Source organism: Paenibacillus sp. FSL H7-0714 (assembly GCF_038003765.1).
Taxonomy (GTDB): domain Bacteria; phylum Bacillota; class Bacilli; order Paenibacillales; family Paenibacillaceae; genus Paenibacillus_AQ.
The window spans coordinates 1,760,790-1,786,571 of record NZ_JBBOPT010000001.1 but is presented as its reverse complement, the minus strand read 5'-3'; the positions used below and the strand labels follow the sequence as shown (position 1 = coordinate 1,786,571).

The following is a 25,782-nucleotide window of genomic DNA, read 5'->3' as shown; positions in this document are numbered from 1 at the left end:
ACCCTCCAGAGATTGTAATAAAATTAATGTTAAACTAAAGTTAAGGCTGAGAAGTTACCTGTGTAGCTACCCGCGCTTCCGTCCATTTTGCATTTAATTCGTCAAAAGACTTTTGTAAATCAGGCGCAGCAAGTAACTCTTGAATATAATCTCCGGACCAAAAGGACAGCTTAGCTCCATTTGCCAGATCGATGAACGCATCACTTTGTACCGTGCCATAAACCAGCTTAGGTTCATAAGATAAAAATTCACGGTACTGCGGCATAAAAGGGTTCAGACTACCATCAGCAGGAAGGAATCCCCAATCATCTGAATACGAAGTCTCTTTTACAAAAAAATTCAACCAAGCCATTGCAAGCTCTTTATTCTTACTGTATTTGCTAACACCCACGAACCAGTCTGGATTGATCGGCGCATAGTGAGTACTGCTATTATCATAAGGAAATGGGAAGAATCCGATATCATCTGGTGAAGCCCCCACATCAAGCACTTGACCAACCGCCCAATTTCCAAGTAAATACATGCCAGCTTGACCTTTAGCGAGTCTAGTCTTAGAGATCTCCCAATTGTTCGAGAAGAGTTCATTCTCTACATAACCTTTAGCAATTAAGGTTCGAGCAATGGAAATGGATTTCCCCCACTCATTATCAAGCTGCCATGGACTATCCTCATTTACCATATTATTTAGATACTCAGGGTTGCCTGTCATATAATTGACCAGACTATTTCCCCATTCACGCAGTGGCCAGACGGCTCCATAATTCATATACAGCGGGATAATTCCAGCCTCTTTTAATTTAGCGCAAGCTTCGTAGAATTGATCCAGTGTCTGTGGAACCGCGGTAATTCCTGCTTTTTCGAAGGACCTTTTATTATAGACAATCCCTACCGTGGTAGTTCCCGTAGATAGCCCATATCGCTTACCATCATAAGTAGCAAAAGAAGTGAAGCGCTCACTAGCCGAAGTTTCTTCATCCAACGGTTCGAAAAAATAATCCAGTTCCTTTGATGGAAGATTCACAGGAAGCAAAAGTACATCTCCGGCGTCCTTGGTGGACAGTCTTACCAGAATGTCCGTTGCGTAATTGGATAAACCTTCAAATTCAACATTCGCTTCGGGGTACTTTTGCTTAAATTGGTCTGCGTACCCTTGAAAGGTTCCGTTCTCAATCAGATCTATTCGATTGGTCATCATGACTATGGTGCCGGATAAGTCAGACTTCACCTCGTTTCCAACTGGAGGCACTGTAGATTCCGTCTGCTTGGTGTTGTTCTCACAGCCACTAATCGATAACAAAATGAGAAGCAGCAGTATGGTACGCGTAGTCCAGTGTAATCTCATCCCCATCAACGGACAGCCTCCTCTTATTTCAGTCAGATAATCTAATCATTTCCGGTTCCAGCAACGGCAGTGACAAAATAACATCCGTCCCTTGTCCAAGCTCACTATATACCTCAATTCCAAAAGCCGCTCCATAATGAAGGCGCACTCGCTGCTGTATATTTTTCATACCAATGCCCCCATTGATACTTTTCTTAGGAGGACTTTCTTTCTGCAGCCCATCGTTCAATCTCTCCAAAGTGATCTTATCCATTCCACAGCCATCGTCCTTAATATGAAAGAACAGCATTTGCTCAGTCATCTCACAACGGATACTTAAATGCATTTGTGGTTTATTATCATCCAAGCCATGATAAGCAGCATTCTCTATGATCGGCTGGAAGACCAGCTTGATAATAGAGTAATTATCTAGCTCCTTCGGTACGTCGATCTCGAGTACGAAACGATTAGGGTAGCGACAGTTCAGCAGCTCAACATAATTGCGTACATATCCAAGCTCTTGCTTCATTGTCGTTTTGCCGCTCAAATCACTTGTACTATATCGTAGCAGTTTACCTAAAATTGAGATCATGTCCGCAGCTTCAATATCATCATTGAGCTCAGCGGTCATTCGGATCGACTCCAACGTATTATAGATAAAATGAGGATTAATCTGACTCTGCAGTGCGTGAAGCTCCGCTTCCTTCTTCTGTTCTTCAATTCGGTAGATATCCTGAATTAACTGCCTGATCCGAGCCAACATTCGATTAAACTGATGCCCGAGCAGACCAATCTCGTCACGCCGTCTAACCCTAAACATCACATCTAGATCGCCGCCCTGAACCTTTTTCATCAGTTGAATCATCTGCGATAGTGATTTAGTGAGTGCAAAGGAAAGGATAATGGAGATAATTAACGCAAGTACAATGATACTTAATGTAGCAGCGAGCGTTGTATTACGGGTTACCTTCACATCCCGCATTAGCACATCTACAGGAATCGAAATAATGGCCTTCCAATTCGTCTTGCTAGAGCTTGAGTAAATATTTAGAAAATCTTTTCCGTTGACTGTATCATAGAAACTTCCGGATTTCCCATCGACCCTTTTGAATAGCTCTGAATCAGATACATCCGTGGCAAGAAGTTTTTTGTCACTGTCGTACACAACCATCCCCATCTCATCAACGATCAGAGATTTGCCATGCGTTACTTTATCCAGCTCCGTAACCCGATTCTCCAAATTGCTAATATTCGCTTCAACCGCGATCAGCCCAATCGGATTTAACAAACCATCCACGATTTTGCGAACAACGGTAAAAGCATATCGAGTGCTCTGCAAATTACTCGTAAATGATTGGGTACCAAACAAAAGGGCCTCTCCGCTGGAATCCTTCGTCTGCTGACTCCAGTACTTATAGCTTTGATCGAGGTCGAGCCGTACTCCACCATCCTTGGCAGAATAATAACCATTCCCATGCGCGTCAAAAATATAAACCGTGTTCGCGCCTCGCTTAATATTGTTAATAAATGAAATGTTGCCTTCTATGCCCCGCTGAATGGACAACAGTAAATCAAAATCTCCGGGTAACAATGTAGCACTGCCTGATTCGCCACCCATGATCTCTTTCTGCTCGTGATAGTGGTTCGAACGAATTAAATTTTGTTTAATATCGTTCACATAGGCTGGCATAGATGAAATACGCTTCATATCTTCGATATAATCATCTACTCCATCCATCATTTGATCGATTAGCTTCTCAGAATAAGCAATGGTGTTGCCCTGAATAGATTCTGAATAACTCTTATAAGTAAACACACTAATGAAGGTAAGCGGAAGGGTAATAATTATTAAAAAGACGAGGAGCAGCTTGCGCTCCATACTCATGTCCCCGATAACGGACCACCAGCCAAAGATGCGTTTACCTTTCATACGGTCCTTCTCCTTAACCCTTTTTTACCTAACTTGTTATTATTATTTACCTAACAAAATTATTATACGGGGAAGTCCTTCTTTACACAATAACAAAACCGCTTCCTCATAACGAAGAAGCGGTTTTGTTATGTAAATCATAAAAATTTGTTAGGGACCCACTTATTTTATCGTGAATAATGACAGTTTGTCCTTTAACTGTCCTGAAGCACTTTCCAGCTTACCTGACAATGAAACGAGTTGATCACTTACACTTTGTTGTTCATTACTGAGTGAAGCCACTTCTTCGGAAGTCGCTGATGATTGCTCAGCTACAGCACTTACGTTACCCATGGCTTCCGACAACACAACCTGTGAATGATTCAAGCTACTGATCGCTGTTGTCACCGATTCCAGACTAGTAATGAACTCATCCATCTGTCCTTTTACGGATACAAAGATATCGCTCGTGCTCTTCACTGAGCTTATTTGCTCTTTAAAGAGAGGTGCCACTTCAGATAATACAGCTTCCGTTTCGTTCATTTCCGTTATGATCTTGTCGGTGATTCCGGCTACAAGAGCAATAGACTGCTTCGATTGGTCGGCAAGCTGTCTTACCTCACCTGCTACCACCATAAAGCCCTTGCCAGCTTCGCCTGCACGTGCGGCTTCTATCGTCGCATTCAATGATAAAATATTCGTCTGCTGTGTGATACTCTTCATCACATCCAGCACCTTAATCACTGAGAATACTGTTTCTTTCAAATTGTTAACACGTTCTACAAGCGCACCTGTCTTTTCCCCAGTACGGCTAGTTTGATCCAGTAAATCCGTTAATTGCTTGGCACCTTGAGCACTAGCTTCTCCAACCCCGCGTGCTGCCTCATCCATCTCACTATTGGCACTAATCACGGTCTGCATTTGCGTAGCTATCACATCTGTAAGCTCATTACCACGTTCAGCTTCAAGTGCCAGACTGCCTGCTCCTCCAGCAATTTCTTCCGTAGCGGCTGCTATTTCCTTCGCGGAAATAGCTGTCTTACGCGAAGCTTCTCCAAGCTCGCCAGCGGTCTCTAGCACATCTCGTGCAGTTTCTCTAGTTTGCGATACAAGCTCAGTAATACGCTCCATCATCAAGTTAAAGGAGGCTGATAGTTGTCCAATCTCATCCTTAGACACATATTCTGTACGTACACTTAAATCTCCGCTTGCACCTTGAACCATAAGATCCTTCAATCGTGCCAGAGGGCGAGCAATCATACGAACCATCCAAATCCCAATAAATATCGCAAGCAATGCCGCACCGGCAGCCGTAATGAACGTCGTCAACAGAATCGGACGGGCTTCCTTCACTAGTTCTTCTGTAGGAACTACACCTGCGAGCTTCCAATCTGCCCGCATCATCGGATTAAAGACCGCCAGAATTTCTTTTCCGTTTGGATCTTTAGCTTCTAGGCTATTATTATTTTTCTTACTCTCTTTGATAAAAGAAAACTCCGATGACTTTCCATCGTCTAGCGGATTAGAAGAAGCCACTACTGTACCTTGCGGAGACACAAGTTGAATACGGGAGCCGTCTCCCAGCTTCACACTTGCGAAAGATTCTTCCAGCAGTGTATTCTTCAACACAAGCATAATCATGTATCCTTTATCTGCTCCCAGACTTTTAAGAGATCTTACCAAAGCAATATCTTTTTCTTCCGCTCCTTGAAGAGAGGTTGAAAACCAAATATTTTTAGAGTCGTTATTGTTAGCGTCTGAATAATAAGAATTATATTCTTTAGAATCGGCCACAATTTTCTTGAACCATTCTTGTTCTCGTAATCCATCAAAATAAATGCCACCACTGCCAGATGTAACAATTTCCTGTTCAAGTGACTCGGGAATCAATGCGACACTGAGAATATTAGAATCTGTTGTAGTCTGATTGGACAATTTCTTACTTATTGAGCTTGTTGCTTCAAATTTCTCGTAAGCAGTTTGTGCAGTAGCCATTGATCTAAGATCCGTTTGCAACTGCACATCAAAAAAGAGCTGCAATACCGTATTCTCATATTGCTTCAAGGTAATATCCAGCTTCTCAGCAGTCTGAACAATAGTCTGGCGGTAGGCTTCGGATACGTTATTCTTTATCGTTGTTTTTGCCTTCGAATAAGATATAAGTCCAAGTGACATAACTACGATTACAGTGGAACATAAGAATATTAGAAATAACTTCACACCGACGGATTGGATAGGATTAACTCTCTTGATTTGGCTTCCCCAACCCAACATCATTTTCTTAGCATCTAACTTTGATGTCTTTCCTGTACCTACTTCATTGCTCTGTACATTTACGGATTTTTTATTGTTCTTCTTCATCTCTCTAACCTTCTCTCTTTATGCTTTTCACTAATACTATTTTGATCAGGATCCCCATCATGATCATCTACCCGCTAATATTAGAGGACATATGAAAGCGCTAACCATATTATATATCGGTTTATTAGGCCTTTTTTCTTAGCTTTACTATACTTTTTTTATAACTTTTAACCTATGTATTCTGAAACAAAAAAACTCCCTTCGTTCTACCCTCCTTTTGGATTTATTTGTTAGTTACTAATATATATATCTTATTGTTAGCTTTGTCAAAAGAAAAACAGGGATGCTCTTATAGAAAGAACATCCCTGTATCTTATTAAGATTTTCTCTTACGCATCATATCAAAGTATGCTACCGGCTGATCTACCTTCATGCGGACACGTTGCAGAGGATGACGAGCTGCGTCAAGCGGGTTGCCTGCTTCATCCCACAATTCCGCTACAGTCTGCTTAAAGAATGTATCATTGGGTCCGAAGAATTCAACTTCCTGCCCTGGCTTGAAGTGATTGCGTTGCTGAATGAGCGCCATTCCACTTTCAGCATCGTATTCTAGTACAAGTCCGGCAAAATCATAAGGAGCGGCTTTTTCTTCAGGCTCATAGATATGATCTTCATGATCCGGAGTATCATAGAAGAACCCTGTGTTAAGCGGACGATTCGCCGCTTTATTCAGCTCATCCAGCCACTCTTGCTTCAACTCGTACCCTTCCGGATCAGCCATGTAAGCATCAATAGCTTTACGATAAGCGTTAACTACAGTAGCTACATAGTGAATCGACTTCATTCGTCCCTCGATCTTGAAGCTGTCAATGCCTACTTCAATGAGTTCAGGGATACTTTCCAGCATGCACAAATCCTTAGATCCCATGGAGAAAGGATTATCTCCTTGCTGATGCAGTGGAATCTGAGTTACACCCGGAAGCAAAGGGGCCGGAGATTGTGCTACAGCTTGATCTTCTTCAGATACCCAAGTGCCTTCAGGACGCGCATCCTCGAACAAATCATATTTCCAGCGGCAAGACTGACAGCAGCCTCCGCGATTGGAGTCACGATCTGTAAAGTGATTGGATAATACACATCGACCGGAGTACGAAGAGCACATCGCACCATGGATAAAGCTCTCGATTTCAATGTCAACATGCTTCTTAATCTCAGCGATCTCTTCCAGGCTTGTCTCACGTCCGAGTACTACACGTGGCAGACCCTCTTCTTTCCAGAAGGATACCGCTTGCCAGTTTAGTGTAGACTGCTGAGTACTCAAATGTACCTCTAATCCAGGAACTAAACGGCGTGCTGTATCAACAATGACCGGATCAGCAACGATAATAGCAGCAATGCCAACTTCATATAAGTTACGCAGATATTCTTCAATCCCTGCGACATCTTCATTGTGAGCATAAATGTTCGTTGCAACAAATACCTTAGCGCCGTATTTCTTGGCGAATTCAACACCTTCACGCATTTCCTCAAAGCTGAAATTGTCTGCTCCTGAACGCAAACCGTATTTCTGCCCTCCGATATAAACAGCATCCGCACCATAGTGTACTGCGAATTTTAATTTCTCCAAATTACCGGCCGGAGCTAGGAGCTCCGGTTTGTCCAGACGGTAACGTTTGCCCTTGTATTGCGGCTTTGTCATGGTTCCCATTCCTGTTCTCCCCTCCATCGCCCCACAAAGTGATGTCTATGCATGCTTACTGCACCTAGTCTTTGCGGGGAACTAAAAAACTCTCATTAAATTAAACTTAATATACTTGCTCTTTATAGAAAAATCCGAAGCTTAGCTCCCGTTCTGGATCCTGCAGCGTTCTTATAGCTTCCATCCAATCCTCTTGGAAAGAATATCCTTCTGGATCAGCTACATAGAGATCAATAGCTTTGCGATAAGTCTTAACAACCGCCACATTATACGCTGTTGATTTCAACAATCCTTCAATCTTAAAACTCTGTACGCCTGCAGCCATAAGGATATGAAGATCCTCCAAAATACAAATATCTTCCGAACTCATAATATGTGTACCGTTCTCGTCTTCATAGATTGGGAACTTTTGGTCATCTCGTTCTGCCTCGATCAAAAATAGACCACGTTCCTTACCAAGACTGCCGCCCTCGCTTGGACGTCCTTGATGTGACATATAGCTTTCTACAAGCTTACGCTTGGAATGGTATATATTGGTCATGCCGTGAACCTGAACCTGTGCCTCTACCTCTAAAAGCGGAACCATTTCCGTCATTTCATCCATATTCAGCTCACGGGCAAGAACGACGCGAGTAGCACCTTTACGCCCCCAATAATTCGCGGTTGCGTAATTGGTAGAGGTCATTTCCGCATTCCAATGCAGATTCATGCCCGGTGCTTCCTTCTTCACTGTGGTTAACACAGCAGGATCACCGAACTCAACACCGTCAACACCAAGTTCACCTATCGCCTTCACATAGGCAGGGAGCTCTTCGAGAAGAAGGTTGGACATGAGTCCACCTAGTCCAGCATATACTTTGCAGCCACGCGCATGTGCCATTTCTACAACAGCAGCTGTATCCTCCAGAGAGAAATGTCCGGCAAGACGCATGCCAAAACGGTCATCCCCGATGAGCAATGCATCTGCTCCGGCATCCAGCAAAGCAGCAGCTTCCTCTAAGGATGCTGCTGTCGCCAACAATTCCGGTTTGTTAATCATATTGTACCTCCTACTTGTACAGTTATTTCAACCGCACCACTCTTCATTTTAATATTTTATTTCGATTCTTGCTTACTTTTTTCGATATTGGCTAAATGTTCCTTGTAGGTCTTAGCAAACAAATGGCCCTGTGTACCATCTTTCTTAGTCACATAGAAGTAGTATTCAGATGCCTCAGGTTCAAGTGCCGCCTGAATGGAGGCCAGCCCCGGATTACTAATAGGTCCCGGAGGAAGCCCAATATTTCTATACGTATTATAAGGACTGTCAACTTCCAAATCTTTATATAACAGTCTTTCCTTCTGTTTGTCGAGCAAATATTGAACCGTAGCATCAATCTCCAGCTTCTGCTCTTTCTTTAAGCGGTTATAAATCACGCCAGCAACTAGTGGCCGTTCACTATCTACCACAACCTCACGCTCGACTAACGAGGCCACTGTCAACAGCTCATGAAGTGTCATTCCACGCGCTTCTAGCTTTTGCTTCCAATTCGGAATCGTGTCCAGTTTCTTCTGGAACTGATCCAATAATGCCTCTACAACTTCCTGCGGCGTACTATCCTTGGCTAGTTCATACGTCTCAGGGAACAAATACCCTTCAAGCCGATGACGAAGGTTCTTATTCTGTGGGATACCTAGAACATCAATTCCCTTCAAGCCCGCACCGGTATCCATTATTTCGAGAAAAATAGCAGCATCCTGATTCCAAGCCTCAGCAAGCTTCTTGGCAATCTGCTCAGCAGTATATCCTTCCGGAATCGTAAAAGTTACGGTCTCTTCCTTAACAACATCACCCGCATTTAGCCTCTCGATGAGCTCGTCATAGGTGTCTCCTGGACTAGCAACATAAGTACCAGCTTTGAAGCTGGAACCTTCTTTGGTCCATTTCAAATATCCCTTAAAAAAAAGACAGTTCCTAATAATGCCATTTTGTTCGAGCAGATCAGCAATTTCCGCGCTGCCCATGCCCTTCTCTATCGTAAATGTTACGGCAGGTCCTGCAGGTTCTACCGGCTGCATCCCGTTCCAAATGTACCAAGCGCCTCCGCCTCCTGCTGCTACCAGCAAAAGAATAACAATAAGCACAGTACGGATTGCGGATTTCAAGTCAGGTTCCTCACTTTCCGACTATAAAGTATAAAAGTGTACTACTTAAAATTCAATACATATTTCATGATCATGATTGTTGTATTAATTATATTGATCGTATTCCAAGCAAAAAGAGCGCGGAATTCTCCGCCCTCTTCCGTACTCATCATAAATGTAACGTACATGTTTAAAGTTTATTCTGCATCGTCCACTGGAAAAGTCATCTCATCATATAGCTCAGAGATGTCTTCCCACTCTTCATCGTCCACGATGTTCTCTAGTTCCGGAAGTCCGTTAGGAGAGACAACGATACGCAGAATTTCATATTCCACGTCTTTACCGGTGCCTTTCAGCACCGCATAGCCAATACCACCGACTTCAAATTCGGCGATAATATCGTAAATGGAAGACTTGCCTTGCTCATCTTCCAGTTCTACTGTTTCTCCATAGGCTTCCTTAAGCCGCGAAGTCCATACCGCTTGATCAGCGGATACATCAGTCATTCTCAGATCCTCCGTCCAACTCGTCAACCAGTGTGTTGAAAGTCTCTTCGACAATCGCCCACTCCTCGTCATTATCGATCATGAACAATTGAAGATCGTCGCCTTCTTCCACATAACGGAACGCATAAACCTCATCGGTTTCCTCGTCCTCGGAATCAAGCGGAACCACCATCATGTACTTAGCGTCCGAGCCATCAACCTCAAACTTCATAATGACCTCGAATTCCTCTTCATTACCTTCCTCATCAGGGATATAGATAATTTCCGGTTCTTCCTCTTGGCCAATCTGTTCGTTTGTCATATCCTCGCACCCCTCACCTTTTACTGTTAGCATCCAAAAAATTTTGCAAAATCAGGGCTGCAGCCATTTTGTCCACAATCCCTTTGCGTTTCTTCCGGCTGACGTCCCCTTCAATCAGCACCCGCTCTGCGGATACCGTCGTCAGACGCTCATCCCAAAGGTGTACGGGCATTGCAAATTGCTCCCGTAGCTTGTCAGCGAACTCTATGCAGATTTCGCCCCGGGGTCCTACTGAGCCGTTCATATTCTTCGGTAGACCAACTACAATCTCTCCAATTTCGTGCTCCGTAACAAGTTCACGAATACGTTCGAACTCATTACCAGTACCGCGGCGCTCAATCGTTTCAAGAGCTTGTGCCGTCCATCCAAAAACATCGCTTGTGGCTACACCGATTCTACGGTCGCCGTAATCCAATCCTAACTTCTTCATCATCTGGGATTATCCACCTTGTGATTGACGAGGTAGAATCTAACCAGCTCTTCAATCAGCTCATCACGTTCTTTTCTCCGGACCAAACTTCTCGCATTGTTATGACGCGGAATGTAAGCTGGGTCTCCGGAAAGTAGATACCCTACGATCTGATTGATCGGATGATACTCTTTCTCCACCAGTGCATCGTATACAGCGAGCAATATTTCCTGGGGAGAAGCTTCCTTTTCGTCGCCCTTCACATTGAATTTGACCGTTTTGTCCATGGAGTCCATTTGTGACACCTTCCTTCTGCAAAATCACCCTAAAAGGGCGGCTTCGCAAAGTTGCTACTGTGCAGCTCACTTGCTTCCTTTATCATAACATATTCATAGCCCAACGAGGAAATCCTGCGCGTGGAATAACGCTTTTTTTGGCATTTCCTCTACAAAAATAATGATATTTTTGGCTTTTAAGCTATTGTCAAGCACAACTATTCATGAAAATCTAACCACCTGTTAATAAAGAGTAGCGGTACTGATGTCAAACTCTCAGTACCGCTATGTTTTTTCGTAATACGTTTAAATTAAGAAATAGTTTCGTAATTTTTATTTATGCTAGGGAAGCCACTAATTCTTCTGCTTTAGCCAGTGCCTCGCCAAGCTTGGAGGCATCTTTACCACCAGCTTGTGCCATATCTGGACGTCCGCCACCGCCGCCACCGCATACTGCTGCGACTTCTTTAACGATCTTACCAGCGTGGAAGCCCTTCTTCACCAGATCCTGTGGTACAGCTACAACAAAGTTCACCTTGTCGTCCATGGCAGCACCCAGAACAAGTACAGCATCCGGGAGCTTCGATTTCAATTCATCTGCAGTAGAACGCAGAGCGTCCATATTTCCTGCTTGAACAGCAACAGCAAGAAGCTGTGTACCTGCACCAACCGTCTTCACACTGCTTGTTAGTTCAGCGGCAAATGTTGCGCTCAGCTTAGATTGCAAGGATTCATTCTCACGCGAAAGCTCACGCACTTGGTTATGCAATGCTTCAATCCGTTTTGGAACGTCGTTCAGAGAAGACTTCAGTAGACCCGCAGATTGCTTGAGCAGATCCAGTTGGCTCTCAGTGAACTGATAAGCGTAACGTCCAGTCACTGCTTCGATACGGCGCACTCCGGAACCAATACCACTTTCGCTAAGCAGCTTGAAAATTCCAATTTGAGACGTGTTGGATACATGGCATCCACCACAAAGCTCAAGGCTGTAATCGCCGACTTGAACGACACGGACAATATTGCCATATTTTTCACCAAATAATGCCATAGCGCCCATAGCCTTAGCTTCGTCAATTGGCTTGTTCTCAATGACTACATCAAGGCCACGCCAAATCTGTGCATTCACACGATGCTCGATGTCGCTTAGTTCTTCCGGTGTAATCGCTCCGAAGTGGGAGAAGTCAAACCGTAAACGTGCACCTTCTACTAAAGATCCTGCTTGGTTGACATGACCGCCAAGAACCTCTTTGAGCGCTTTATGCAGTAGATGAGTAGCTGTATGGTTCTTCACGATATCTTCACGCTGTGCACGATCCACTTCAGCGCGAACCGATTCGCCTACTTTCAATTCTCCAGCTTCCACAGTTACCAAATGTACATGTTGACCATGTGGAGCCTTGAACAATCCTTTTACCTTAGCTGTAACTGAACCGCCAGTAAGCAGACCTGTGTCACTTACTTGTCCACCACTTTCAGCATAGAACGGTGTTGCCTCAAGAATTACTTGGCACTCTACGCCTTCGCCAGCGGTATCGACCAATTCATCACCCACAACAATAGCCATAATTTTCGACTCTGTTACCGAGTCATTATATCCAACAAATTCACTTTTAACCGTCAGATCCGCTAATGCGCCACCTTGGATCTTCATGCTGCCACCGTCATGACGTGCAGCTCTTGCACGATCACGCTGTTCTTGCATAGCGACATCGAAGCCTTCACGGTCTACAGTTAATCCTTGCTCTGCTGCGAAATCTTCAGTCAGGTCAAATGGGAATCCGTAAGTGTCATATAGCTTAAATGCATCAGCTCCAGCAATCGTGCTGTGCCCATCTGCTTTTGCTTTAGCGCTGATCTCACCCAAGATAGCCAATCCATCAGACAATGTCTCATGGAAACGTTCTTCTTCTGTACGGATAATCTTGGCGATATATTCCCGATTCTCGACAACGGATGGATAATATACACCCATAATCTCACCAACGGTTTCCGTCAACTCATGCAGGAACGGACGATCCAGACCCAGGGTCTTTCCGTAACGAACAGCACGGCGTAGCAAACGGCGGATAATATAACCACGACCTTCATTAGAAGGAAGTACTCCATCCCCTACGGCAAAAGTAACGGTACGCACATGGTCAGCGATAACTTTAAGCGCGATATCCTGCTCAACATTATCTTTATAAGTTACACCAGCAAGCTCAGCTGTTTTTTGAATAATCGGTTGGAACAAATCGGTATCGAAGTTGGAATCTACATCTTGAAGAATGGATGCAAAACGCTCCAGTCCAGCACCGGTATCAATGTTCTTGTTCGGAAGCGGCGTATAGCTGCCATCCTTGTTATGGTTGAATTGTGAGAACACAAGGTTCCATACTTCAAGCCAACGTTCGTTTTCTCCGCCTGGATACATTTCTGGATCACTCATGTCGCTGCCATAAGCTTCGCCGCGGTCATAAAAGATTTCCGAACAAGGACCACAAGGGCCTTCGCCGATATCCCAGAAGTTCTCATCTCCCAGCTTAATGATGCGTTCTGCTGGCAAGCCCACTTTTTCATTCCACAGCTTGAATGCCTCTTCATCCTCAGCATACACAGTGACGGAGATACGTTCTGGATCGAAGCCGATCCACTCCTTGCCAGTCAAGAATTCCCAAGCCCATGTGATAGCTTCTTCTTTAAAATAATCGCCGATAGAGAAGTTACCTAACATTTCGAAGAATGTATGGTGACGGCGTGTCTTCCCTACATTCTCGATATCATTGGTACGAATACATTTCTGCGAGTTCGTCAGGCGCGGATTCTCAGGAATCTCACGGCCATCGAAGTATGCTTTCAGCGGTGCCATACCTGCGTTGATCCACAACAGCGAAGGATCGTTATGCGGTACGAGAGATGCACTAGGTTCAATCTTGTGACCTTTACTTTCAAAAAACTTAAGCCATTTGGAACGAATTTCACTTGCTTTCATTGTTTACAGCTCCCGTCTCATCTTTTTAATTCGGCTCATGCGCCAGATTGTACAAATTTTCTAAAAAATAAAAACAAAAAAACGCCCCTGAATAATTCAGGGACGATTAATATCGCGGTACCACCCTGGTTATCGCCTTGACCCAATTTACGGGAAAGTTAAAGGGCGATCGCCTTGTCGCGGCTGATAACGGGTGCCCCCGGTGAGTTTGTGATCTCACACTCCGAAATTAGCTTTCCACCGGCCTGTCTTCAAGGTTCTCCCAGCCATTACGAAATGCTTTCGTAAAGGAACCTGTTCTCTGATCAAGCCATCCTCCGGCGTACTTCATTTTCATCAACGTTTTATCCGATTTACATTTTAACATTTCAAGTATAGCCAGTGCCCCTTCATCTGTCAATCTGAGGAGGAGTTAAGGATAACGTGAGAATATATGATTTTTGTAATGGTGAACTCGGGCACTTAAAGAATATAGTAAATCTCAGATAGTATTTGGAAAATTATGTATTATAAATAATGCTCTAGAATACGCAATGCTCGGGTAAAACCTAAGGAGGATTACAAATCATGCTGCGCAATAAAGTAACTGAGGAGCTATCGATTGTTAAAGTTAAGCCTACATCAATACGCTTTATCGTCAGTCTCATTTTTATTCATATTCTCTTCACTCTAACGGTTAACCTTGTCCTTTTTGCAAATGGAACTTTAAGCGTTATTGCCAAAAGCACAAACGGATGGATCAACGAAACGTTAGCTGCAAATCTGTTCGGTCTTGTGTTAGAAGTGGTTATTTTCTTATGTACAATAGCTAAATTATCGCTGAGGGATTTGGGGTTAAAAAGGAATACATTATTAGCAGGACTTATCGGCACTTTTCTATTTTGGCTCGCAATTAACATTGTTGATTTAGGTATGACATTACTGACTCACTCAAGTTTAACATTCAATAATGATATTTTCACGAATTCGAACGTCGTCTTTGGTGAATTCCTGGGTCAGGTTTTCGGAAATGCTTTACTGGAAGAAGTTTTGTTTCGGGGCTTTCTGCTAGTTCAAATCTATCTCTTATTAAAAAAAGTCAATAACAATACTTCACGCATCGGTTATGCAATGCTTATCTCACAATCCATCTTTGCCGCTATACATATCCCAAATCGGATCTATTCAGGATTAGTCGGAATGGATTTTGTTTATGATTTTATCGTACTAGTAATTCTAGGGGTCATATTCTCATTACTCTATGTCTTAACCAAGAATCTATTTTTCGTGATTGGCGTCCATTCCTTAATGAATGTTCAGATTATGTTTTGGAATAGTAGTTTTACTCATACAGCAACGTTAATCTGTGTGTTATTACTGACTTGTCTTTTAATTTGTTTCAAAAGGAAGGAATTCCGAGCGCAGAAATCAGAGGGGGCAGTGCCAAGCTGAATAAATGGGATCGGAGAATTCTCTAGAATCGCGACTGACCCAATTGTAAACATAATCAGCTAAAGCAAGCAGTCGATAACCAAAACGGAGGGCAGCAATTCTCTAGTAAATATGAGAAAAGCTGCCCTGTGCTGTATTTTTACGTTTTTAATATAAAAGAGCTACGTTTCCGTCAGCTGGCGTAGGCAGTACGTATCCTTAACAACAATTCTAAATCAGCTTGTGTGCAAACCACTTTTCGCCCCTGAATCGCCAAAGAAAAATACCCCCGCGAACGGCCCACTCGCAGTTCATCGCCAGCCAGACACCCATGACGCCGTAGCCCAGTACGATCCCAAGGATGTATCCAAAAATCACCCGAAACAGCCACATCGTCAGCATTGAGGTAATTGAGGTGAAGCGGGAATCTCCCGCTGCCCGCAGTGCGGACGGCAAAATAAAGCTGACGGCCCACAGCGGAACTTGGGCAATGGAATTCACCAGCAGCACCACAAACAGATCATCAATGATCTCGGAAGGTGGGGAAAAGATCGATACCAGCGGGTGGAATAGCGGCATCAGAATCAAGGCGATCAACGCCAAAGAGCCGGACCCGATCCAGAGAAAGGACTTGATGAACTTTCTGGCTTCAGAGACATTCCCCCGCCCGATACATTGGCCGACCACCGTTACAATAGTTAGCGACAGCGCGCTGGCTGGAATTTGAAACACCAGAGCCAGCGAGCCGGCAATGGCATTGGTCGCAATGGCATAAGTGCCTAGGCTGACAATAAACACCTGAGTGAGCAGTTTCCCCCCGTTGAAGAACATCTGCTCCGCTGCGAACGGCACGCCGATGAACATGATTCTCCGCAGCATGGTCAGAGGAATTCGGAATAGGTCACGAAAACGCACCCGCAGGGCCGTATCCACCTTGAACAGATACACCAGGGCACAAACCATACCTGCATACCGCGCGATATTAATCGCAAGCGTCATCCCCAGCACACCCATGTGCAACAGGTTAATGAAGACCACGTTCAGAATAACATACAGCAAGTTCATGATGAGCGACAGCATCAAAGAAGCCCGTGTCTTGCCCACTCCTCGCAGAGCTCCGCATACCGCCTGAACCACCGCGATGCCCAGATATGAGATGCTGCTGCCGATCAGGTAGATGCGGGCATTGTCCAGCACTTCGGGTGAGGCGGTTCCGAACAAAAGGTTCAATATAGGAGTATGTAAGCCCATCAGGAGCAGACCGATTCCCAAAGCGATCAGCGACACCGAAGCGACCGAAGCGGCCGTAGCCTGGGACACCATCCGGTCGTTTCCGCTCCCTTTGTACTGCGCGACTACCACTGTCCCCCCGGTTGCAACCGCCACGAACACATTGATCAGAAAAATATTCAGCGAATCCACCATATTCACTGCACTGACCGCCGCCATCCCGGACGAGCTGATCATTGCGGTATTTACCAGATTAAGTCCAATAATGAAGGCCTGGTCAATCAGAATTGGAATAAATAAAGCTATAATTTGCCGATAATCCATCCCCTCCCCAGAAAGATATTTCTCCAGCAATCTTTTCTTCTGAAGACTAGCCCGAAGCTGCATAACATATCACATTCTTTTCTGTAAAATGGAAAAAACTCTTCATCCGAAGAGCTCTTCAACAAATTATACCCATTATACCGTGGGCACTTTACATTCAGTTTACTATAGATACACTTTTAAGTCTTTAATCAGGAGTCAAAAAACAGTAACTGCCCTTCACATATTTGGAGAACATAAACTTCATCAGAATTATGCAGCTTCAGACCATAGAATCATTCGTTCATCAAAAGTATTGGCAAAAGTCTTTAAGCGGATTGCGTTATGCCTGATGATTATGATCGATCTTTGCATTTACGCAAGAAAAACGCCTGACGGCTTCCTTGGAGGTAGAGTAGAGTTACAAGCTGAGTACATCCGTAATTCCATAATCGTATCTATATACACCTTCGTAGTGAGGTTCCGAGAGACGGACCATATTGCACTTATTCCCTAAAACAAGCCCATTCCCGGGTGACTTGGGGCGGATAACGGCGCTGGCTCGTTTACGTTACCGTAGGCACATTGTATTCTGTTTTTCGCATACATTTGGCTCGTTTACGTTACCGTCGGCACATTGTATTCGGTTTTTCACATACATTCAGCTCGTTTACGTTACCATCAGCACATTGTATTTGGTTTTTCGCATACATTTGGCTCGTTTACATTAGCGTCGGCACATTGTATTCGATTTTTCGCATACATTTGGCTCGCTTATGTTACCGTCGGCACATTGTATTCGGTTTTTCGCATACATTTGGCTCGTTTACGTTACCGTCGGCACATTGTATTCGGTTTTCCGCATACATTTGGCTCGCTTATATTACCGTCGGCACATTGTATTCGGTTTTCCGCATACATTTGGCTCGCTTACGTTACCGTCGGCACATTGTATTTGGTTTTTCGCATACATTTGGCTCGTTTACGTTAATGGCGGCACATTGTATTCGATTTTTCGCATACATTTGGCTCGCTTATATTACCGTCGGCACATTGTATTCGGTTTTTCGCATACATTTGGCTCGTTTACATTAGCGTCGGCACATTGTATTCGATTTTTCGCATACATTTGGCTCGCTTACGCTACCGTCGGCACATTGTATTTGGTTTTTCGCATACATTTGTCTCGCTTACGTTACCGTCGGCACATTGTATTCGGTTTTTCGCATACATTTGTCCGTAAGCTCGACTAAAACATGCATTTCGAAGGATATAAGGTCCGCTCGGGCCGTTATACATCCCAAAGGCGTGTGCTCAATTAAAAACAGGGCTCCCCATGGCCACCAGTTGAATATTGGTCATCCTATAAATTCGTTTCACATTTCTCCGCAATCTCGAAATTTTATAAATTCTATTCCATAAAAAAAACCGCGCTAGGCGCGGATTCTTAAAGAAACTATTAAGCCTTCTATTATTTTGCACTCTCGGCAATCGTCTTATAAGCCGCTAAATCTGTATACACTTCCACTTTAAGCGGATTGCGTTTATGTTTGGTAATTTTATAAAAGTGATAGACAAACACTGCAATATTAGCTGCTAAAGATAATGCACTCACAACCCAAAGTGCCGTTTCGCTGTGAGAAGATTGTACGGAGAACTTTGAATCGCCAACAAACGCCGGGAACGACATTGTAAACATCATCCAAATCGCCAAGGTTTGTGCACGGTGCTGTAGCCATGCTCCTTTTTTGAAGAAGAATGCTGGAATTGTACAAGAGATTAGAAGAGCTGCACCTGCATAGAAGGAATGGTCAGAAACTGCGTTATATACATAGGCAAAGTTCCAAATGTCATAAGCAATGATCCAGAACCACAGCTGGTCCGGCCACAACATATCCTTACTCTTGTCTTTACTAATAACAATACCCATCCAACCAGAAATCGTAATAATGTTCAGGATACCTGCGATCCCGTTCATAATGTTCCAAGGACCACCTACCATCATTACGCCATCCACCATGCCTTGCAAGCTGTACACTTGGAAATCACGGATAACTGCTTCAAGAATGTTAACTGCAAGGATAATCGCCGGGAACATTAATATATATTTATTTTTGTCCCATCCTTTAACATAACGGATAGCCATAAACCCTATACATCCTGCCAAGGCAGAATATACTTTTACCCAGTGAAACCATGTTCCAGTACTGGAGCCTTCGCCTGCCGTATTTGGCCAGACCGCTATGGTAAGAACAATAGGGACAACGATAAACAGAATGATTGAGAACCACTTGCTTCTTCGAGCTATTTCGTTGAAAATCATTAATCCTGCAAGTACCACTAACCACATTAGAGCAGAGTACCAAGGAATCGATTCGAATAAAAACATAATGTATTCCTCCTTCATATTTTGTATATAAGCTATGTCTTGAGTCCAATATATCCCATCCTCCTTCGAACGATCAAACCGCTCAAAACGTTGATTTATCAAGGTTTTCATAGTCTCATTTCGAGTTGAGTTTACACATCAATAGGACTGGAATTCATCCAAGGTCCTACCCCAAGTAAGGGAATCTATTAGAAACCATGCCTACAGAACTACAGACTGTAAACCTAACTTGAACGTAAAATATCCCCCACAAAGTGGAGTTTTGCTTTAATGCTTACTCAGGTACTTTGTGGGAGGCCCAAAATATATACTTTATGCAATATAAAAAAACCTTGCCGACAAATTTCTTTGTGGACAAGGCTTACTACTCACGCATTTTTAAAAAAATCTTTCAACTAAATATTTCGAATATACGATACAGTTCTCCAGTGTAGGAAAATTCATGATTTCTCCAGCATAATAGATCTTATCTCTTCCCTGCATCTGATCAAGCCGTTCATAGAAGCCTTCACGGATCGCATTAGAATCTACATGGGGGAACTGCTTCCAGCGCTTCATCATATACAGACGGATATTCTCGCCGCCAAGCTCGCGAAGTTTATTTTCTACCTTTTCCCTCATCTCGAGATCTGTCATCTCATCATTCTCCGCTACATAAATCGTAACTAGATCCGTTGTTCCCATATCTGCCCACCTGTAATACCATGCCATCATATGTCCCTTGCGTTCAGGATTCATATTGCAGGGGATATATCCAGAAAGCTCCGGCAACCCCTTCACTCTGTAGGCATATACCCGAAACCGTTCATAGATTATACACTCAAACAATGCTCTGTCTACCGAAGATAAGTGAATCATATCGCCCAGATGCTCTAAGGAAGCAGTATAAATAACCTTGTCAAAATAAAAGATATCCTGGTTTGTTTCCACCCGAACTTGACCATTTTCCTCTTGCTCCATATGTAGCACTTCACAAGTCAGACGCAGATCCTCTACTTGATCAGCCATTCTTCTAATGAGTTCAGTGACTCCCTTAGGCCAGGTTATCATGTGAGTGATCTCAATAAAGGATAATAAATTATCATAAGTAAGAAATTTCAATACATAGGCGGCCGGCACATCCTGAATACTCCCAAAACCAAAAGTATTGAAGTAATGCATATACACCTGCCCAATTACAGATAGCTCATTCTCCGTACACCAATCTGAAAAGGGCTGACATAGATCTGCCGGTAAGTGTAGAAAACCCGGTTCTTGTAGTGACTTATAACGTTTCAAAATTTCCGGCAACCGTTTGAATTCTTGGGTAAACATCTGAATTTGGTCCATAGGAATCTGAGTAGTTTTTCGCCCATTTGTATCAAAAAATCCCCGTTCCAAGAGTGGCCCCTTATCCATAAGATCAAACTCCCTCATGAGTTCAATCGTATGTTTATAAGTTGGCAAGCCGATTAGGGTTCCCATTTCATAGGTTTTCCCTTTATATTCAATCGAATGACACTTGCCACCTACTCGGTCTGACTTCTCAAGGAGAGTGATATGGTTATATCCTTTTTTCGCGAGCTGGTAAGCAGCTGTAACCCCAGAAATCCCTGCACCGATGATCCCTATTCTGTCTTCATACTTCATATTAGTCATCATCCGTTATCTCCTTGTAAATAACCATAATGGCAAGGTCTCACGCTGACCTGCATACTCAAGTGCGACATCCGATGGTATTTTACCTTGATTAGGTCCGTCTGTGATCACCCTGCTGAAGTTATAGATCCTCAAATATTCGTGTAAGCGCTTTTCTAAGGTCTCAAAGGAATCAATCGTATCATCCAACCAAGCCTGCTGATAGAACTCTTTCGTCAACACCGCTGCAAATTGCTGTAAGGGTTGAAATACTTCTGTCTGATCTGCAGTAATAGCTACTTGATTTATGTTGTTCTTATGTAAAAAATCGCTGTATTTATGTTTACCTCTATCCCAGTTCGTAGTAAATTCACGACTCTTGTTCGTAACCAGATTATTAATTTGGAATTCTAAGGTCTTCATCAATGGGATGACCTTCAAATCCATAAAATCGATAAAATGAATGGCGGACTTCCGATTATATAGCTTAACTAAGCCTAATCTGGAATAGGCATCGTAGACCACGTATTGATACACCTTTCCTACCCTTGGGAACACTCCCATATAGCTAATACTCTGTTGGCACATATACCCGGGATGAGCATTTTCCGGATTTTTCATCCTATAGTCCAGAGGTTTGGGTTTCTCTTTACACCCTCTGCTGTTAGCCGCTTGCGCGCCGTCCCGCTTCTTTGCTTTAACTTCTTTGGCGTAAGCCTCCCGTTCTATTCTCTTACTAAGTCCATTTCGACGCAGCACATTATAAATACCTGACTCCCCTATGTTCACACCCTCATCCTGCAGTTCGTAAAAGATTCGCTTGGGTCCATCTTCAGGGAATTTGGCAACGTATTGTAAGATCAATCTTTCCGTTCGCTTATCCACTTTATTAGGCATTACCGGCTTTCGTTCCTTCTCTGCCAGTCCATCCATCCCCTGCTCTTGGTAAGCTTTACACCACTGATAATAGATCGTCCGGGATATGCCAAACTCCTTGCAGGTTTCGCTCACATTGTTGCTGATAGTCCCTTGCATGAGGATATGATATTTGTTGTTTGCATTCATCTATTACACCCCCTATTCTCTTTATTTTATACATAGTTGGCGTTAAATACAGTGCTATTCTACAAAGGATAGGTGAAAAACTTATACTTTCTATTATTATAAAAAAAGAGAGACAGCTCAAGGCTTCTCCCCATTCCGAACAAAATGTGTGATGTATGCCCCACCGGAAATCTCCAAACAGTTCAGACGTTGACCATAGGCACATCCACCATCCACACCAATCTTATCGCCCAGCGGACTAAACCAGATGTCTTCCGAATCATGTAGATCCATCGTCGAGGTATGACCGAAAATAACCGTTTTGTCAGTGCTAACTACAGGATTCGTATAAAATGGCTCTCTGATCCAGATAAAATCGTACGGCTCCTGCTGCTTCCAATCCTCTATTAATGGATTAATGCCCGCGTGGACAAAGATATGGTCTTCCGTCTCATGATAAAGTGGCAATGAACTTAGAAAGTCCAAATGATGTTTGTATTTCTGTCTAATTTCTTCTTTCAACAGCATATAATCATGCCAGCCAAAATCCGCTTTAAAAAAGTCAGAATCCGCCTCACAATAGCTCATCAATGTATACAAACCACCGTTGTTTAGCCAATGCGTATCCAGTTTATCATCCTCGCTGGTGAGCGCGTCATAGGCCATTTTATCATGATTGCCTTTTAGAACAGTAACGCCCCATTCCCGCTTTAAGGCCATAACTTGATCCACAATTCCTTTACTATTGAGACCTCTATCCACATAATCCCCCATCAGAATGAGCTTGTCCTCGGATGGCCGATAGTTTATTTTTTTTAATAATGCGTTGAATTCGGAATAGCTTCCGTGAATGTCGCTAATCGCTAATATTCTGATTGTAATTCCTCCTTGCTCTGGATGCTGCAAGCTAAAACGCCTTCGGCGTCCTTTAAAGGACGGTGAGCGTTTATGCGAGAATTATAAGGATAAAGTATATCGTGAAACTTATACTTTCTTATAATTAAAAAAAGACGTTCCGGGCAGAGGCACCGAAATATCTTTTTTTGTAATGGTCGCTATACGGAATCCATAACGAGCGGATCTTCATCGGATTGAGTAAAAAGCTGGCGGCTTCTGACTTCATGCACCGCTTCTTGAAAACGATCACACAGAAAAATCAATTGGTCGATCTCCTTCTTACCTACCTTTTCCGTAACTTCACTTAGAATACCTGAAAAAGTAGCCATCTGGGAGTCATAAATCTGCTCCCCTTTATTCGTCAGACCAATATATACAACCCGCCGATCGGTATCGGACGTTGTTCGCACCACATAACCCTTCTCTTCCAAACTGTTAACCATTTGTGTCGCAGTAGGTCTGCTAATTTGGAGCAGGTCGCTTAATCTAGAAATCATGACTCCCTGCTGCTCTTCGACTTCGTCTGAAAGCTTCTTTCGCTTCATTAAATTGTTTATGACATACATCATCATAAATTCTCTATAAGAAATAGCTTCCTTCGAGGACGGACGAGAGGTCAAACGTTTAATATTTTCAAAGGCAATGATTAGCTTCTGCTCTTGACTATTTTGAGTATCCATAGGGCACCTCCAATTTAACTCAATCTAATTAGATTACTTACCTATTTCCAAAAAATCAAGTCCAAATCACATTCTGTTTCCATAAAAATTAAATAATTAAACAGTTGTGCTAAATGATGAATTTGTGTATTATACATAAATGATAGTTTGGCTACCTAATTATTAAGACATGAAATCCCAAACTACAATATATAGAACTTAAAGGAGAGGAACAGCTCTGGAGCATCTTTCGCAAAAGAAAAAAGTTACAATTATGATTGCTTTAATGGCGGCTATGTTTTTCGCAGCAATCAACCAGACCATTGTGGGTACTGCAATGCCCCGAATTATTGCGATGTTAGGAGGCATTGAACATTATACTTGGGTAATTACCATCTATATGCTCACCTCTACAATCGCTACCGTACTTGTCGGCAAATTATCCGATATCTATGGAAGAAAACCATTCCTCTTAGCGGGGATCGTTATTTTTATTATAGGCGCTTTCCTGTCCGGATTGTCGACAAATATTTTCCAAATGATCACTTATCGCGGGATTCAAGGTCTTGGCGGCGGGATTCTAATGTCGGCTACCGTAACCGCTGTAGGTGATTTGTTCGCTCCTAGAGAGAGAGCCAAGTGGACTGGAATTATGATGGCCATATTTGGATTCTCTAGTGTAATTGGTCCTACCCTTGGGGGCTTCATGGTGGATCACATGGCTTGGAAATGGATCTTCTGGATCTTCTTGCCTTTCGGTATCGTGGCTTTCTTTATGATTTGGAAAATGTTCCCTAAAACTGCACGCTCCACTTCAGAATCCATTGACTACTTAGGCTCTATTTTCCTTTCCCTTACCATTGTTGCACTCTTGCTCGGCTTTTCATGGGCGGGTACAAAATATGAATGGGGTTCCCCAGAGATTCTCAGCTTGTTCGGGGCATCTATTCTCGGAGTTATTATTTTAATTCTGATTGAACGAAAAGCTAAAAGTCCAGTATTGCCATTATCCTTATTTAAGAATTCCATCGTAACCATCTCCATGGTTGTCGGCTTCCTGATGAATGCTGGTATGATGGGCGCAATGATCTATCTGCCATTCTTTGTCCAAGGTGTAGAAGGTGTCTCCCCGACCAACTCCGGATTCATTAATATGCCGATGTCATTAGCAATGATTGTACTTAGTACGCTTGTGGGAAGATGGATCTCCAAATCAGGTAAATACAAGCGTTATGCCCTGATGGGTATGCCATTTATGGTTTTAGCCATGATCATAATGGCCTTTATGAGCAACATTGCGATGGCCGTAGTCAGCATGATTGTCTTCGGGATTGGTTTAGGACTATCGATGCCTGTATTTACCTTAACCGTGCAAAATGCTGTAGCTCCCTCCATGCTAGGAGTTGCTACTGCTACAAATACTTTGTTCCGTAATTTAGGTGGAACCATCGGTATCGCTATTATGGGTACCATCATGAACACTTCATTAACGAATAAACTAGAGGCAGCAGTGTCCTCTGGCAAGGGTCCAGATTTAACCAAACTTGACCCTGAATCCGCTAAACAGCTTTCCGCATTTATGAATCCGCAAATGCTGCTAGATCAGCCTAAGCTGAAGGAACTGCACGCAACGCTGCCAGAGCAGATCCAGCCGCTCTTCAATCAATTGATTGAGATGTTGCGAAACGCACTAAGCGATTCCCTGACGGTTGTATTCTTAAGCGGCACGGCACTGTTAGTCATTGCAGCATTGCTTGTCCTGTTCCTTAAAGAGATTCCGTTACGAAGTGGTGAGAAAAAAACAGAGGTAACTGCAGAGGGAAAAAGCGAAGGCAAAAACCTTGAAAAGTCAGTACCTGCTGCACACTAATCACAAATAAATATACATTAGAGATGTCCGTAAACAGCTTTGGCTGTGCGGCATCTCTTTTTTATGTGAAGGAGATTAGGATTCGGTTGGTTGATCGTTCAATTCTTCGAAATAATCGTAGACTTCGTTTAACAGCTCCATTAACGAATCTGTCTTTTCTCTACCCATATAATCAATCATGCCTTTAAAGGTATTTCGGGATTTCGTCACGGCCATTTCGGCCAAATGCTCTCCTTTTTCCGTAAGCGTGATCTCACTGATTCGGCGATCCTGGGCATCGGCAGAACGCACTACATATCCCTGTGCAATCAGACTATTGACCATCTGTGTAACCGTAGGAGAAGTGACTTTAAGAAACTTGCTGATATCTGATACGGTCTGGCCCTTCTTCCCTTCCCGTTCCTTGCCGAGCTTTAAAGAAACCAACATCCGAACCTCACTTGGCTTCAATCCCCAGACTGTAGTTTTACGCCAATTCATCCTGGCAAATTGCTGGAAAGCTTCCATTAGTCCATCAACATTCTGATATTTATCTTCGTTCATCAGT

At 43.3% G+C, this 25,782-nt stretch carries 20 protein-coding genes; 2 read left to right on the top strand and 18 right to left on the bottom strand.

All coding sequences use genetic code 11. From position 1 onward, the window contains the following. Positions 1 to 40: 40 nt before the first annotated feature. From NST34_RS07885 to alaS, 11 genes are all read right to left on the bottom strand, one after another. Entirely contained in the window at positions 41 to 1,348 is a 1,308-nt protein-coding gene (locus tag NST34_RS07885) for an ABC transporter substrate-binding protein (RefSeq protein WP_081382962.1), read from the bottom strand. A 22-nt stretch (positions 1,349 to 1,370) separates the two neighbouring features. Then, a complete protein-coding gene (locus NST34_RS07880) occupies positions 1,371 to 3,251 on the bottom strand; it encodes a cache domain-containing sensor histidine kinase (RefSeq protein ID WP_340968204.1) in 1,881 nt (626 codons plus the stop codon). A gap of 162 nt (positions 3,252 to 3,413) precedes the next feature. Further along, positions 3,414 to 5,591 carry a methyl-accepting chemotaxis protein gene (locus tag NST34_RS07875; protein WP_076284267.1) on the bottom strand — a complete coding sequence of 726 codons (2,178 nt, stop codon included), beginning with the start codon at positions 5,589 to 5,591 and terminating at the stop codon, positions 3,414 to 3,416. A gap of 316 nt (positions 5,592 to 5,907) precedes the next feature. Next, positions 5,908 to 7,239 carry a peptidase U32 family protein gene (locus tag NST34_RS07870; protein WP_339801835.1) on the bottom strand — a complete coding sequence of 444 codons (1,332 nt, stop codon included), beginning with the start codon at positions 7,237 to 7,239 and terminating at the stop codon, positions 5,908 to 5,910. 97 nt (positions 7,240 to 7,336) lie between these two features. Next, a complete protein-coding gene (locus NST34_RS07865) occupies positions 7,337 to 8,269 on the bottom strand; it encodes a peptidase U32 family protein (protein ID WP_341127521.1) in 933 nt (310 codons plus the stop codon). Between the two features lie 56 nt (positions 8,270 to 8,325). Further along, positions 8,326 to 9,375 carry an endolytic transglycosylase MltG gene (gene mltG / locus NST34_RS07860; protein ID WP_341127520.1) on the bottom strand — a complete coding sequence of 350 codons (1,050 nt, stop codon included), beginning with the start codon at positions 9,373 to 9,375 and terminating at the stop codon, positions 8,326 to 8,328. 176 nt (positions 9,376 to 9,551) lie between these two features. Continuing rightward, positions 9,552 to 9,860 carry a DUF1292 domain-containing protein gene (locus tag NST34_RS07855; RefSeq protein ID WP_076300046.1) on the bottom strand — a complete coding sequence of 103 codons (309 nt, stop codon included), beginning with the start codon at positions 9,858 to 9,860 and terminating at the stop codon, positions 9,552 to 9,554. Beyond that, a complete protein-coding gene (locus NST34_RS07850; protein ID WP_038569507.1) occupies positions 9,853 to 10,161 on the bottom strand; it encodes a DUF1292 domain-containing protein in 309 nt (102 codons plus the stop codon). The genes NST34_RS07855 and NST34_RS07850 overlap by 8 nt, the downstream gene beginning before the upstream one ends. A gap of 13 nt (positions 10,162 to 10,174) precedes the next feature. Next, the gene (gene ruvX / locus NST34_RS07845; protein WP_042193474.1) at positions 10,175 to 10,591 is read right to left on the bottom strand and encodes a Holliday junction resolvase RuvX; all 417 of its coding nucleotides are present in this window, start codon (positions 10,589 to 10,591) and stop codon (positions 10,175 to 10,177) included. Continuing rightward, on the bottom strand, positions 10,591 to 10,866 hold the full coding sequence (locus tag NST34_RS07840) for an IreB family regulatory phosphoprotein (RefSeq protein ID WP_042125473.1): 276 nt from the start codon (positions 10,864 to 10,866) through the stop codon (positions 10,591 to 10,593). The genes ruvX and NST34_RS07840 overlap by 1 nt, the downstream gene beginning before the upstream one ends. 316 nt (positions 10,867 to 11,182) lie before the next feature. Next, on the bottom strand, positions 11,183 to 13,816 hold the full coding sequence (gene alaS, locus NST34_RS07835) for an alanine--tRNA ligase (RefSeq protein WP_076300047.1): 2,634 nt from the start codon (positions 13,814 to 13,816) through the stop codon (positions 11,183 to 11,185). A gap of 567 nt (positions 13,817 to 14,383) precedes the next feature. Between alaS and NST34_RS07830 the strand changes: the two genes are divergently transcribed. Beyond that, positions 14,384 to 15,247, top strand: coding sequence for a CPBP family intramembrane glutamic endopeptidase (locus NST34_RS07830; protein ID WP_341061518.1), 864 nt, complete (start codon positions 14,384 to 14,386; stop codon positions 15,245 to 15,247). Positions 15,248 to 15,457: 210 nt separating this feature from the next. Here the strand turns inward: NST34_RS07830 and NST34_RS07825 are convergent, their stop codons facing one another. From NST34_RS07825 to NST34_RS07800, 6 genes are all read right to left on the bottom strand, one after another. Further along, positions 15,458 to 16,843, bottom strand: a complete 1,386-nt coding sequence (locus tag NST34_RS07825) for an MATE family efflux transporter (protein WP_076284273.1) — start codon at positions 16,841 to 16,843, stop codon at positions 15,458 to 15,460. Positions 16,844 to 18,230: 1,387 nt separating this feature from the next. Continuing rightward, a complete protein-coding gene (locus NST34_RS07820; protein ID WP_042186069.1) occupies positions 18,231 to 19,148 on the bottom strand; it encodes a DUF5692 family protein in 918 nt (305 codons plus the stop codon). A gap of 378 nt (positions 19,149 to 19,526) precedes the next feature. Beyond that, positions 19,527 to 20,789 carry an FAD-dependent oxidoreductase gene (locus NST34_RS07815; RefSeq protein WP_341127519.1) on the bottom strand — a complete coding sequence of 421 codons (1,263 nt, stop codon included), beginning with the start codon at positions 20,787 to 20,789 and terminating at the stop codon, positions 19,527 to 19,529. Between the two features lie 3 nt (positions 20,790 to 20,792). Further along, a complete protein-coding gene (locus tag NST34_RS07810; protein WP_076284276.1) occupies positions 20,793 to 21,830 on the bottom strand; it encodes a helix-turn-helix domain-containing protein in 1,038 nt (345 codons plus the stop codon). Positions 21,831 to 21,947: 117 nt separating this feature from the next. Beyond that, positions 21,948 to 22,715, bottom strand: coding sequence for a metallophosphoesterase family protein (locus NST34_RS07805; RefSeq protein ID WP_256721616.1), 768 nt, complete (start codon positions 22,713 to 22,715; stop codon positions 21,948 to 21,950). 149 nt (positions 22,716 to 22,864) lie between these two features. Beyond that, positions 22,865 to 23,386, bottom strand: coding sequence for a MarR family winged helix-turn-helix transcriptional regulator (locus NST34_RS07800; RefSeq protein WP_076284277.1), 522 nt, complete (start codon positions 23,384 to 23,386; stop codon positions 22,865 to 22,867). Between the two features lie 217 nt (positions 23,387 to 23,603). Between NST34_RS07800 and NST34_RS07795 the strand changes: the two genes are divergently transcribed. Continuing rightward, positions 23,604 to 25,235 carry an MDR family MFS transporter gene (locus tag NST34_RS07795; protein WP_341129519.1) on the top strand — a complete coding sequence of 544 codons (1,632 nt, stop codon included), beginning with the start codon at positions 23,604 to 23,606 and terminating at the stop codon, positions 25,233 to 25,235. A gap of 75 nt (positions 25,236 to 25,310) precedes the next feature. On the opposite strand, the gene NST34_RS07790 is transcribed toward NST34_RS07795, so the two are convergent. After that, on the bottom strand, positions 25,311 to 25,778 hold the full coding sequence (locus NST34_RS07790; protein WP_042186061.1) for a MarR family winged helix-turn-helix transcriptional regulator: 468 nt from the start codon (positions 25,776 to 25,778) through the stop codon (positions 25,311 to 25,313). Positions 25,779 to 25,782 lie beyond the last annotated feature (4 nt).